The sequence below is a fragment of the Acidisphaera sp. S103 genome, from assembly GCF_009765975.1.
Lineage (GTDB): Bacteria > Pseudomonadota > Alphaproteobacteria > Acetobacterales > Acetobacteraceae > Rhodopila.
Genome location: NZ_LMUJ01000032.1, coordinates 1 through 12,616 on the forward strand (window position 1 = coordinate 1; position 12,616 = coordinate 12,616).

Below are 12,616 nucleotides of genomic sequence, written 5' to 3' on the forward strand. Positions count from 1 at the left end.
CAAGGTTCGGATGGGTGGCTTTGCGCCGACGCTCGCCACGGTCCGTTAATTCGGCGGGCACACGCCGAGCGCTATCGGACGCGTTGCGCTATAAGGTGACAGACCGAGCCCTTGGCCGGTCTGTTTGGTTGTTCGCACCCCTCGAGGATCTGTTGTCGTGAATAAACCCACACCGTCCGATGCAGCCGCCGAACAGGCGACCGCCAAGCCGAAACTGATTACGTTCCATCGTATGATTCCAACCGCCCGGATGCCGCAACGGGCCGACCGCTCGGCTGCCGGATCGCTGCCGACGCGGGCGTTTCGGTACTGTGAAGCCGCTACCTCGGCCGCGGCTTTCGGCTACTACCTGTTTCCGCCCATTGGCTTTTCGGTCCAATGGGACGGGCATGACATCATGTGGACGTTCGAGGGGGCGGGCGACTGGTTTCCACTCAATTCAGCCGTCCAGTTTCCCGGGTTCCGCGATCATTTCGATTCGATCGCCCCGGACGAAATCAAGGAGTTTTCACCGCCGTTCCTGGGTGCGTTGCAGGAGCCCGGGCTGATCCAGCTTTGGATGGGACTGGTTGTCCGCACCGCGCCCGGGTGGAGCCTGTTGGTCAGAGCCCCCGCCAACCTTCCGCGCAGCGGCGGGTGGGAGCCGTTCGAAGGCATCATTGAGACCGATCGCTGGTTCGGTCCGCTGATCACCAACCTGCGGCTCACCAAGACCAACGTGCCGATCGACTTCAAGCCGGATTATCCGCTGCTGCAAGTGCAGCCGATCCCTCGGCATGTTTATGAGGACTCGACTCTCAACAACTACGAAATCGTGCCTGATCTGGCGCAATTCGGTCCCGAGGATTGGGACGATTACTATGACACGGTCGTCCGTCCGAACTCCCAGGTTGTTCGCCCGCGCGGTCAGTATGCGGCGGCGGCGCGGAAGCGGCGCAATGCCGAGGGTGCGCCGGGTGAGAAATCGTCTGGAAATTAATCCTGGACTCGCCGCTCGCTTTCGATCAAAAATCCGTGATGACAAAGCGCTTTCTGAAGGGCGGCCGAGGCGGACGCCGGTTTTTATCGATCGTTTGTTGTGCGGCCGGCCTGCTGCTGCCTGGCGCCAGCCAAGCGGCGCTTACGTGTCCGGCCGACCCGGTGATGGGCACGCTGCACTTGCCGCACCTGCACGCCGCCATCGGCACCCAAATCCAGGGGGTGATCGTTGCGCTTGGTTCTTCCTCGACCGCAGGTGCGATGGCGTCTGACAGTGCCCACACCTATCCCGCGGTCCTTCAGGTGGCATTGAACAAGGCGCTTCCCAGCGCGGATTTCGCCGTGATCAACCGTGGTATCGGCGGCCAGGATGCGCCGGAGGAATTGGCCCGTCTCGACACCGATGTCATCGCCATACGCCCGCAACTGGTGATCTGGCAGGTCGGGGCCAACGGGGCCATGCACCATGCCGATCCGATGGTGTTTCAAGCCATGGTGGAAGAGGGTGTGAAGCGGCTGCTGAAGGCCGGGATCGACGTGATCCTGATGGACAATCAGCGTTCCCCGAGGGTGTTGGCGGCCGCGGACCACAGCGCCCTGGAAGCTTCGCTGCGCGAGGTCGCCCAGGAAACCGGGGTGAACCTGTTTTCCCGTGGGCAACTGATGGATGCGTGGTCTGATGAGGGGGACAAGCCCAGCCTGTTCATCGCCGCCGACGGACTGCATCACAATGACCTGGGCTATCTGTGCGTCAGTCAGACGCTCGCCCGTGAAATCGCCTCCGCAGTCAGAGGACCGTTGGCCGTTTCGGCAAGTCGCTGAGCGGGGTCAGAGGGGCCTGGTCGCCGGCCCATGGTGGGGGTCGAGGGCCGGGGCCCTCGGCTTGCCTTACCGGAAGATCGTGTGTGGGCGCGATGACGTGAGCATCCCGCCGTTCAGTGGCCAACCGGCCGGGGTGGTATCTTCCCGCACCAGGCCGGCCGGGGCCGGTTTGCTGGCGGCACCCAGCGCCTGCGACAGTTTCGCCGCTGCTTCCATCACTTGCGGCAGCAGATTGCGCGGGCGCGGGGGGCGCATCCGCATGGAGGGCGAACTGATATACAGCACCGCGACGATCGCGCCGGCGGCATCCCGCACGGGGGCGGCGATGCCGACAGCACCGGCGACGACCTCATCCGAGGTGATCAGGTAGCCGCGGGTGCGGATGCGTTGCAGGTCGGCGGCGATCCATGTCGCGTCGATGCGGGTGGCGGGTGTGTAGCGGTTGAGGCGTTGGGCGAGGAGCTGGGTTTGCACCGCTTCCGGCGCGAAGGCGAGCAGGATGCGGCTGCTGCCGGCGTGCAGCGGGCCGCGTTTGCCGATTTCCGAATACATGCGGAGGGTCGGATCGGTCTGGTAGATGGCGACGGTCTCGCTCTCCATGCCGTCGCGGACCTTCAGATAGACGTTTTCGCCCGTTGCTTTCCCGAGTGCGGAGAGGAACGGCATTGCCGTTGCCGCCAATGCCCCTTGTTCCGACGCGGCTCGGCCGAGCGCGCTCCATCGCGCACCCAGGCGCCACAGGCCGCGGGCTTCGTCTTGGATGGTAAAACCGCGTCCTTGCAGCGTCCGCAACAGGCGGAAGGCCGCGGTGCGGGTACATCCCGCGCTCTCGGCCAGTGCGGCTAACGAGGCGGGACCGAGCCGGGACAGGGCTTCCAGCAGATCGAGGGTCCGGTCGACCGCGGCAATGTTGTAGTCCCGAGGGCCGGAACTGACGAATGGATCCGTGATGGTGGGAGGCGCCTTAAGCTTTGGCTTTGATGTTCCATTGCTGCTTTTGGCTAATCCCATTGTCCGATCCCTCTGCTCAAGATTGGGTACTCACCACAAGCGCGCGTGAATTTACGCGAATGCCGGATCGCCCCATCAAATTTACTTATCGGTAGAGTACACCCTCCAAACTCCGTCACAAAAGGCAGATGCGCATGGGTGCTATGCAAGACGGCATTCGTGATTAAAATAAATGCAAGGTTGGCGGCGGTGGTTTTGCCCGTCCGCTTGTCGGTTGGCGAAGCAAGGCGCAAATTACCTGCAAATAAAGGAGGAAGCGTGTGATGGCTGAGTTGTTGTCCCGTCCGCCGGAGCGTCTTCACCATCACGCCTATGTGGTGAAAGATCAGGAACGCAATCGTCAATTCTTCGAGGATGTTCTGGGTATTCCGCTGACCGCCACGTGGTGCGAGCGGCATTTCAGTCCTTGGGTCAAGCGCGAGGTGGCGTTCTGTCACACGTTCTACAGCCTGGGTGACGGCGGGGCGTTGGCGTTCTTCGCGTTCGCCGACGATGAGGTCTATCAGAAATGCCAGGCGGAGCGGCCGCCCGAGATACGCAGTTTCGACCACATCGCGTTCAAGGTGGATGACGGCGTGTATGACGAACTGATTGTTCGGGTGAAGGCGGCGGGCGAGGCGGTGCGGGAAACCGACCACGGTTATTGCCGCTCTATGTACTGCACGTCACCCGACGGGCTGATCGTCGAATTCACCGTCGATCTGCCGAATGCGGCCGAGATCGATGCGTTGCGCCGGGCCGACGCGCACTCGGAACTGGCTCGCTGGATGGCCGGGGATCACCGGACCAACAACGAGCTGCGGGACCGCGAAGCGGCCTGAGCCAGCCGCCGGGTCGGAAAATCCGGCGACCGGTGCGGGTGAACGTATCGCTTGTTGCTTGTCGTGCCGCGATGCCTGGGGTAAAGCGCCGCGTTCGGGTCGCGTCAGGCGGGATCCGAACCGTTGGCGCGCGGGCGTGGTGAAATGGTAGACACGCCAGATTTAGGTTCTGGTGGCGAAAGCCGTGGGGGTTCAAGTCCCTTCGCCCGCACCATGCCGCGTGCGTGTGCTTCCCGGGTTGATGCCCGGTGGGGGCTGGCTGGGTTTGAACGAGATTTTGTTAGGATTGGCTGGGACAATGCAGGTTACCGAGACGCTCTCTGACGGTCTGAAGCGTAATTACACGGTGGTTCTACCCGTCGCGGACCTGGAATCGCGCCGGACCGAGCGTCTGACGACTCTGGGGAAGACGCTGCGGTTGCCGGGGTTCCGTCCTGGCAAGGTGCCGATGCCGATCGTCAAGCAGCGCTACGGCAGTGCGGTGTCCGCGGAGGTACTGGAGGAGTCGGTCAACGAGGCCACCCAGAAAGTGCTGAGCGAGCGTGGCCTGCGCCCGGCGCAGCAGCCCAAGGTCGATCTGGTGACCGAAAATCCGACGGCGCTGACCAGCGACCTGGAATTCACCGTCGTGCTGGAACTGCTGCCCGACATCACCCTGCCGGATTTCGGCACGATCGAACTGACCCGCTTCAAGGCCGAGGTGACGCCGGACGCGGTGGACAAGGCGCTGGAACAGATCGCCAAGTACAACCATACGCTGGACCCGATTCCGGCGGAGGTTCTGGCGGCCAGGGAAACCGGCGCGATGGCCGGAGAGGTCCTGACGATCGATTATGCCGGCAAGATCGACGACGTGCTGTTCGAGGGTGGCACCGGGACCGATACGCCTGTTGAGATCGGCGGCACCGGGTTTATTCCGGGCTTCGCGGAACAGCTTGAGGGCGCTCGGCCCGGCGAGACGCGGACGATCAACGTCACCTTCCCGGAGAATTACGGCAAGGCGGAGCTATCGGGGAAGGCGGCGACGTTCGATATCACCGTCAAGCAGCTCAGCACGCAGATCATCCCGCCGATCGACGACGACCTGGCGAAGAAGCTGGGAGCCGACGATCTGGCCGCGGTGCGGGAGATGGTGACGAGCCGGCAGCAGCAGGAATTCGACGGCATGTCGCGTATCCGGCTGAAGAAGGAATTGCTGGACGCGTTGACCGGGCTGGCTGATTTCCCGGTGCCGGCGTCGATTGCCGATCAGGAATTCGAGCAGATTTGGCAGCAGTTCGAGGCGGCTCGCACGGCTGGCACGCAGGACGAGGAAGACAAGAGCAAGGACGACGAGACGCTGCGGCGGGAATACCGGGCGATTGCCGAACGGCGCGTCCGGTTGGGCCTGCTGTTGGCGGAAATCGGCCGGATCAACAACATCGTCGTCACCGACCAGGAACTGGACCGGGCGCTGTACCAGCGCGCGATGCAGTATCCGGGGCAGGAGGCGCAGATGCTGGAATTCTTCCGGAAGTACCCGCAACTGACCAACAGCGTCCGCGGTCCCCTGCTGGAGGACAAGGTCGTCGATTTCGTGCTGGAACTGGCGAAGGTCACCGATACGGTCGTGACTCCGGAGGAGCTGGCGAAGGAACCGGACGTCGAAGGGGCGGTTGCCTGAGCGGTTGCGCCCGTACTTGATGATTCCGACTGGCCGATCGTCCGGGTTGCTGGAATCCCTGAACGGCGCACTTACTTATGAACGGCTTCTTTCTTCGACCCTGAACCTTAGGTGATCACCATGTGGGACCGCGACCCTGTCGAGGTATACGGCAACAACCTTGTTCCGATGGTGGTGGAACAGTCCGCCCGTGGCGAGCGGGCGTACGACATCTATTCGCGCCTGTTGAAGGAGCGAATCATTTTCCTCACCGGGCAGGTCTACGATCAGGTCAGCGCGCTGATCTGCGCGCAGCTTTTGTTCCTGGAGTCGGAAAATCCGTCGAAGGACATCTCTTTCTACATCAACAGCCCGGGTGGCGTGGTGTCGGCTGGCCTCGCGATCTATGACACGATGCAGTACATCCGCAGCCCGGTCAGCACCGTGTGCATCGGCCAGGCGGCGTCCATGGGCAGCCTGCTCTTGACCGCCGGCGCCAAGGGCAAGCGTTACGCCCTGCCGAATGCGCGCGTGATGGTGCATCAGCCGTCCGGCGGCGCGCAGGGCCAGGCAACCGACATCGAGATCCAGGCGCGTGAGATCCTGACGCTGCGCAAGCGGCTGAACGAGATCTATGTGAAACACACGGGGCAGCCGATCGAAGCGATCGAGCGTAAGCTGGAGCGCGACACCTATATGTCCGCCGAGGAAAGCCGCGATTTCGGTTTGGTGGATGAAGTGGTGGACACCCGTCCGCTGCCCGAATCGGGTGAGTCGTCGAAGCCCTGATCGAGTTTTTTCCCATGGATCCACGGTGCGGGGCGGTTAATTGCCGTCCTGCAATCGTGTGTCCGTTCAATTCATTGTGGTCTGCGCGACACGGTTCACCGTATGATTTGACGCGTTTCCAGGGTCTGGCTACCGCGGTTCTTGTCCCTGCCGCCTATCGGGAGTTATCATTCCCCATTGTGCCCCTGTGTGCGGGGGAGGAGTACGTATGAGCAAGTCCGGCGATTCGAAAAATACCCTCTACTGCTCGTTCTGCGGCAAGTCGCAGCACGAGGTTCGAAAGCTCATCGCCGGTCCGACGGTCTTCATCTGCGACGAGTGCGTCGAGCTTTGCATGGATATCATCCGTGAGGAGCATAAGACCCACCTGGTGAAGTCCCGGGACGGGGTTCCGACCCCGCGAGAGATCTGCAAGGTGCTGGACGACTACGTGATCGGCCAGGATCATGCGAAGAAGGTTCTCTCGGTGGCGGTGCATAACCACTACAAGCGGTTGGCGCACGGTCAGAAGAACAACGACATCGAGATCGCGAAATCCAATATTTTGCTCGTTGGTCCCACCGGATCGGGCAAGACTTTATTGGCGCAGACCTTGGCGCGGATTCTGGACGTGCCCTTCACGATGGCCGATGCGACCACGCTGACCGAAGCCGGTTACGTGGGTGAGGATGTGGAGAACATCATCCTCAAGCTGCTGCAATCGGCCGACTACAATGTCGAGCGGGCGCAGCGCGGCATCGTCTACATCGACGAGGTGGATAAGATATCCCGCAAGTCGGACAATCCCTCGATCACCAGGGATGTATCGGGCGAAGGGGTCCAGCAGGCGCTGCTGAAGATCATGGAGGGCACGGTTGCCTCGGTGCCGCCGCAGGGCGGGCGGAAGCATCCGCAGCAGGAGTTCCTGCAGGTCGACACGACCAACATCCTGTTCATCTGCGGCGGTGCGTTCTCGGGCCTCGAGCGGATTATCGGCGCGCGTGGCAAGGGGTCGGGCATCGGCTACGGCGCCGAGGTACGTTCGCCGGATGAGCGGCGGATGGGTGCGATCCTGCGTGAAGTCGAGCCGGAAGATCTGCTGAAGTTCGGGTTGATCCCGGAGTTCATCGGCCGTCTGCCGGTGGTGGCGACGCTGGAGGATCTCGACGAAGGTGCCCTGATGGAAATCCTCACCAAGCCGAAAAACGCGCTGGTGAAGCAGTATGGGCGGCTGTTCGAGATGGAGGGCGTGAAGCTGTCCTTCACCGAGGACGCGCTGAAATCGGTCTCCACCCGAGCGATCGCGCGGAAAACGGGGGCTCGGGGTCTGCGGTCGATCATGGAGCAGATTTTGCTCACAACCATGTTCGACCTGCCGGGTCTGGATGGGGTGGAGGAGGTCGTTATCAACCGCGAAGTGGCGGAGGCGCGGGCCAATCCGCTGTATCTTTATGGGAAAGAAAGGGCGGAAAACTCCGCCTGATTTAAATGCAACCCGGAAATGCGGCTCGCGGGCGCGATCGCGGATTTCAAGGGCTTGCGGCACCCCGTTCGGCCGCCATATCGGAGCGAACGGGTTGTGACAGACCCGAGAAAGCGTTTTCCGTGCCGCTCGCGGGCGGAACTTTCCGCACGCTGTTGGGCGGAAATTGACGCTGACTGTCCTTTAGGAGGTCAATTATGACGGAACAGGATCGGCCCTCTGACAAATCGGGGCCTTCGGATAAAGCCCCAAGCGACGTGATGGCTGTGCTACCGCTGCGGGATATTGTGGTTTTCCCGCACATGATCGTCCCGCTGTTCGTCGGGCGCGAAAAGTCGGTGCGGGCGCTGGAAGCGGTGATGAAGGAAGACAAGCAGATTCTGCTGGTCGCCCAGAAGAACGCGTCCCAGGACGACCCATCGGTCGAGGATATTTTCCGGATCGGCACGGTGTCGACGATCCTGCAGTTGCTGAAGCTGCCGGACGGCACGGTGAAGGTGCTGGTGGAAGGCGGCCGGCGCGCGAAGATCGTCCGGTTCAAGGAAACCGAGGCGTATTTCGAGGCGGTCACCGAACCGCTGCCGGACGTAACGGGCGAGAAGAAGGACCTGGAGGCGCTGGGCCGGACCGTCGTCTCGCAGTTCGAGCAGTACATCAAGCTGAACAAGAAGATCGCCCCCGAGGTGCTGGTTTCGCTGAACCAGATCGAGGAGCCGTCGAAGCTGGCCGACACGGTCGCCAGCCATCTGAACCTGAAGATCCCCGAAAAGCAGGACCTGCTGGAGATTTCCAAGGTCAGTGAGCGGCTGGAACGCGTGTTTGGCCACATGGAGTCGGAAATCGGCGTCCTGCAGGTGGAAAAGCGCATCCGCAACCGCGTGAAGCGGCAGATGGAGAAGACGCAGCGCGAGTACTACCTGAATGAGCAGCTGAAGGCGATCCAGAAGGAGCTGGGCGAGGGCGAGGACGGCAAGGACGAGAACGCCGAACTCGAGGCTCGTATCAAGAAGACCAAGTTCTCCAAGGAAGCCCGCGAAAAGGCGATGGCGGAACTGAAGAAGCTGCGCACCATGAGCCCGATGAGCGCGGAAGCCACGGTGGTGCGCAACTACCTGGATTGGATGCTGTCCATCCCCTGGAAGAAGCGCAGCAAGATCAACAATGACGTGGTGGCGGCGGAGAAGATCCTCGAATCCGATCACTACGGCCTGGAGAAGGTCAAGGAGCGGATCATCGAGTACCTGGCGGTGCAAGCGCGTTCGCCGAAGGTGCGGGGACCGATCCTGTGCCTGGTTGGGCCTCCCGGTGTCGGCAAGACGTCGCTTGGAAAGTCGATCGCCAAGGCGACGGGGCGGAATTTCGTCCGGATGTCGCTGGGCGGCGTGCGGGATGAGGCCGAGGTGCGTGGCCATCGGCGGACCTATATCGGCTCCATGCCGGGCAAGGTCATCCAGGGCATGAAGAAGGCCAAGACCTCCAACCCGCTGTTCCTGCTGGATGAGGTGGACAAGTTGGGCCAGGACTGGCGCGGCGATCCGTCCTCGGCGCTGCTGGAGGTGCTGGATCCCGAACAGAACAGCACGTTCGCCGATCACTACCTGGAGGTCGATTACGATCTGTCGGACGTGATGTTCGTCACCACGGCCAACAGCCTGCGGATGCCGCAGCCGCTGCTGGACCGGATGGAGATCATCCGCATCCCCGGCTACACCGAGGATGAGAAGGTCGAGATCGCCAAGCGCCACCTGATCAACAAGCAGGGCGAGGCGCACGGGCTGAAGAAGGACGAGTGGAGCATCAGCGAAGATGCGGTGCGCGACCTGATTCGGTACTACTCGCGGGAAGCCGGTGTTCGGAATCTGGAGCGTGAACTCGCCAACCTGGCCCGGAAATCGGTGAAGGAGATCGTCACCAAGAAGGTCACCAAGATCGCGATCACGCGGAAGAACCTGGAAAAGTTCGCCGGGGTGAAGAAGTACCGCTATGGCGAGACGGAAGCCGAGGACATGGTCGGTGTCGTCACCGGTCTGGCCTGGACCGAGGTGGGCGGTGAAATCCTGACCATCGAGTCGGTGCTGCTGCCCGGCAAGGGCAACGTCAAGCAGACCGGTAAGCTGGGCGACGTGATGCAGGAGAGCGTATCGGCGGCATTGAGTTATGTGCGGAGCCGCAGCCTGCGGTTCGGCATCAAGCCAACGCTGTTCGAAAAGCGCGACATCCACGTGCATGTGCCGGAAGGGGCGACTCCGAAGGACGGGCCGTCGGCCGGCGTGGCGATGGCGACGTCGATCGTGTCGATCCTGACCGGCATCCCGGTGCGGCGCGACGTGGCGATGACTGGGGAGATCACGTTGCGCGGCCGTGTGCTACCGATCGGCGGGTTGAAGGAGAAGCTGCTGGCGGCGCTGCGGGCGGGTATCACGACGGTGTTCATCCCGAAGGAGAACGAGAAGGACCTCGCCGAAATCCCTGATAACGTGAAGAAGCATCTGAAGCTGATTCCCGTTGCCGAGGTAGATGAGGTCATCGCTCAGGCGCTGGCGCGTCGCCCGATCGCGATCGAGTGGGAAGAGCCGGCGGAGGCGCTGGTGCCAGCACCGGTGGCGCAGCCGGTGCAGGCGTCGCTGCCGCATTAAGGCGGTTGTTGCCGGGTCCCGGGGCTTAAGGCAGTCCCGGGGCCTGTCCTATGCGTCAGGCGCATCGTGGAAGGGGCGGATAGCCTCTTTTAACTTAGGTTTATCCTTGATTGTCAGGGTGCGCGGCGCTTGGCTGGGTGTCGGGGGTGTTTAGGCGCTCACTTATCGCGCAGCCGCCGCCTGTGAGGCCGGTTTTCCCCAGAAATCCGCGGTCTGAGCATTGACGGGGCGGAAATCACGCCAGTAGTGTCCGCCCGCTCTTCCGGGCACCTGTCCGGAAGACCTTCGATTCGTGATCTTCCACATTGAGAGGAAATGCCGTGAACAAATTGGACCTCGTCGCAGCGGTCGCTGACGGAACCGACCTCTCGCGCGCCAAGGCGGGTGAAGTTGTCGATGCCCTGTTCGGCGCCATCAGTGGCGCCCTGAAGAAGAAGGAAGAGGTCCGGCTTGTCGGCTTCGGCACCTTCGTCGCGGCGGTTCGGAAGGCCAGCACGGGCCGCAACCCGCGCACCGGCGAAGAGATGGCTATCCCTGAGTCGACCACTGTGCGCTTCAAGGCCGGCAAAGGCCTGAAGGACGCCGTGGGCTGATTTTGCCGCGGGTGGCGCCTTCGGGGGCCACCCGGTTGCCTGCCGGGCGGTTAGCTCAGCGGTAGAGCGTCTCGTTTACACCGAGAGGGCCGGCGGTTCGAATCCGTCACCGCCCACCATCCTGCTTCGCGCGCTGCGCTTCGCAGGACTTGTTTTGATCCTGAATTTGATAGGATGTTTCCCCTCTCTTCGAGGCTTCGGCGTTCAAGAGGGAGGAACTTCATGTGCGGTGTGTGTACGTGTCGGAGAGCGTCGGCGTAGCCGGCAAGCGTTGTGCCAGCACAACGTCGGACCCAAAGCGGCGGCTGGCCGAGCACAATGCGGGATAATCGCCCCATACGTCGAAATTCATGCCCTGGCGCGTCGTTAGCTACGTCGCCTTTTCCGATCCCGACAAGGCAGATGCCTTCGAGCGCTACTTGAAGTCCGGCTCAGGACACGCATTCGCAAACAAACACCTGAGATAATCCATCCTATTGCGCGCTACGCGCTTCGTAGGATCCGTCCTGTCTCGCGCGCCCGCGCTTCGCAGAATGCAGGGCCGCGGGTGAAACCCTTCGAAGCTTTAGCGAAGAAGGGTTGACGCCTGTTTCGCCCCAGCCTAAACGCTGCCCCCTGCCGCTGCGGGAGTAGCTCAGTTGGTTAGAGCGCCGGCCTGTCACGCCGGAGGTCGCGGGTTCGAGCCCCGTCTCTCGCGCCAGCAGCGGTTCCATCCATTTACAATCGTTTCGTCAAACTTAGGGCAGATTTCTGTTCCGTCCCCCTATGGCGGTGGTAGCGGGATGGGTTTAGTGTCTCCGGGTGCTGCATCGCGGGAGGGGACAGGCTGGCGCCAACGGCGTTGGCTGGTCCTATGCTGCGGTAGCAGCTACTCGACTTAGTGCGGATCCGTCATGCAGCCAGTTCTCTTTGGGTATCTGCCGATCCTGGTGTTCCTTGTGATCGCAGGGGGCATCGCCATCGCCATGGTGGCCGGATCACTCCTTGCCGCCCGCCAGAAGCCCTATCCAGAAAAATTGTCCGCCTACGAATGCGGGTTCGAGGCGTTTGACGATGCACGCCGCCGGTTCGATGTGCGGTATTACCTCGTCGCCATCCTTTTCATCATCTTCGATCTGGAGGTCGCGTTTCTGTTCCCCTGGGCGGTTGCCCTGAAGGGAATCGGCGCATTCGGCTTCTGGTCGATGATCGCGTTCCTTGGCGTTCTCACCGTGGGCTTCGTCTACGAGTGGTGCAAAGGCGCCCTCGAGTGGGAGTGATGGGGAGTGGGAGTAGCAGCATGAGCGACGTCACCGCATTGGCCTGGAACCGCGATCATCTGCCGCCGGGGCCGGAGCAGGATGCCGTCATCAAGGGCATCACCGGGGAAATCGCCGATAAAGGGTTTCTGGTCGCCAATCTCGACAAGGTGGTGAACTGGGCGCGAACCGGTAGCCTGTGGCCGATGACCTTCGGCTTGGCCTGCTGCGCGGTGGAGATGATCCACGCCTACATGCCTCGGTACGATCTGGACCGGCTGGGAATCATCCCGCGGGCGTCGCCTCGGCAGAGCGACGTGATGATCGTGGCCGGCACGCTGACCAACAAGATGGCCCCGGCGCTGCGCAAGGTCTACGACCAGATGCCGGAGCCGCGCTGGGTGATCAGCATGGGTAGCTGCGCCAATGGCGGCGGCTACTACCATTACTCCTACTCGATCGTGCGCGGCTGTGACCGCATCGTGCCGGTCGATATCTATGTCCCGGGTTGCCCGCCGACGGCGGAGGCCCTGGTTTACGGGATCATGCAGTTGCAGAAGAAGATTCGCCGCACGGGGACGATCCTCCGTGGCTGAGGAAGCGAAACCGGCGGAAGCCGTCCCA

11 protein-coding genes and 3 tRNA genes are annotated in these 12,616 nt (G+C 62.3%); 13 read left to right on the top strand and 1 reads right to left on the bottom strand.

The genetic code is table 11. The annotated features are described in order from the left end of the window. Positions 1 to 157 precede the first annotated feature (157 nt). Together GSQ89_RS06155 and GSQ89_RS06160 are read left to right on the top strand one after the other, a co-directional pair. Positions 158 to 979, top strand: a complete 822-nt coding sequence (locus tag GSQ89_RS06155; RefSeq protein ID WP_158923089.1) for a DUF6065 family protein — start codon at positions 158 to 160, stop codon at positions 977 to 979. Positions 980 to 1,017: 38 nt separating this feature from the next. Further along, positions 1,018 to 1,800, top strand: coding sequence for an SGNH/GDSL hydrolase family protein (locus tag GSQ89_RS06160; protein WP_254073098.1), 783 nt, complete (start codon positions 1,018 to 1,020; stop codon positions 1,798 to 1,800). Positions 1,801 to 1,866: 66 nt separating this feature from the next. Here GSQ89_RS06160 and GSQ89_RS06165 read toward each other — a convergent pair whose 3' ends face one another. Next, complete coding sequence (locus GSQ89_RS06165; protein WP_158923091.1) at positions 1,867 to 2,811, bottom strand: IclR family transcriptional regulator; 945 nt, start codon at positions 2,809 to 2,811, stop codon at positions 1,867 to 1,869. A gap of 263 nt (positions 2,812 to 3,074) precedes the next feature. Between GSQ89_RS06165 and GSQ89_RS06170 the strand changes: the two genes are divergently transcribed. The 11 genes from GSQ89_RS06170 (at position 3,075) to GSQ89_RS06220 (ending at position 12,588) form a co-directional block, all read left to right on the top strand. Further along, positions 3,075 to 3,632 (top strand): VOC family protein, encoded by a 558-nt coding sequence (locus GSQ89_RS06170; RefSeq protein ID WP_158923093.1) that lies wholly within the window; start codon positions 3,075 to 3,077, stop codon positions 3,630 to 3,632. A gap of 130 nt (positions 3,633 to 3,762) precedes the next feature. Next, a tRNA-Leu gene (locus GSQ89_RS06175) sits at positions 3,763 to 3,846 on the top strand. Positions 3,847 to 3,930: 84 nt separating this feature from the next. Then, the gene (gene tig, locus GSQ89_RS06180) at positions 3,931 to 5,295 is read left to right on the top strand and encodes a trigger factor (protein WP_158923095.1); all 1,365 of its coding nucleotides are present in this window, start codon (positions 3,931 to 3,933) and stop codon (positions 5,293 to 5,295) included. A gap of 120 nt (positions 5,296 to 5,415) precedes the next feature. Next, positions 5,416 to 6,063: an ATP-dependent Clp endopeptidase proteolytic subunit ClpP gene (clpP, locus tag GSQ89_RS06185; protein WP_158923097.1), complete on the top strand. Its 648-nt coding sequence runs from the start codon at positions 5,416 to 5,418 to the stop codon at positions 6,061 to 6,063. Positions 6,064 to 6,271: 208 nt separating this feature from the next. Beyond that, complete coding sequence (clpX, locus tag GSQ89_RS06190; RefSeq protein ID WP_158923099.1) at positions 6,272 to 7,525, top strand: ATP-dependent Clp protease ATP-binding subunit ClpX; 1,254 nt, start codon at positions 6,272 to 6,274, stop codon at positions 7,523 to 7,525. 197 nt (positions 7,526 to 7,722) lie between these two features. Further along, positions 7,723 to 10,161, top strand: coding sequence for an endopeptidase La (lon, locus tag GSQ89_RS06195; RefSeq protein ID WP_158923101.1), 2,439 nt, complete (start codon positions 7,723 to 7,725; stop codon positions 10,159 to 10,161). 320 nt (positions 10,162 to 10,481) lie between these two features. Continuing rightward, positions 10,482 to 10,754, top strand: a complete 273-nt coding sequence (locus tag GSQ89_RS06200; protein WP_174254833.1) for an HU family DNA-binding protein — start codon at positions 10,482 to 10,484, stop codon at positions 10,752 to 10,754. A gap of 44 nt (positions 10,755 to 10,798) precedes the next feature. After that, positions 10,799 to 10,873 (top strand) — tRNA-Val (locus GSQ89_RS06205). A gap of 504 nt (positions 10,874 to 11,377) precedes the next feature. Then, positions 11,378 to 11,454: transfer RNA gene (locus GSQ89_RS06210), tRNA-Asp, on the top strand. Between the two features lie 193 nt (positions 11,455 to 11,647). Then, positions 11,648 to 12,013 (top strand): NADH-quinone oxidoreductase subunit A, encoded by a 366-nt coding sequence (locus GSQ89_RS06215; protein ID WP_158923103.1) that lies wholly within the window; start codon positions 11,648 to 11,650, stop codon positions 12,011 to 12,013. Between the two features lie 20 nt (positions 12,014 to 12,033). Beyond that, positions 12,034 to 12,588: an NADH-quinone oxidoreductase subunit B family protein gene (locus tag GSQ89_RS06220; protein WP_174254834.1), complete on the top strand. Its 555-nt coding sequence runs from the start codon at positions 12,034 to 12,036 to the stop codon at positions 12,586 to 12,588. The last annotated feature ends 28 nt before the right edge of the window (positions 12,589 to 12,616 follow it).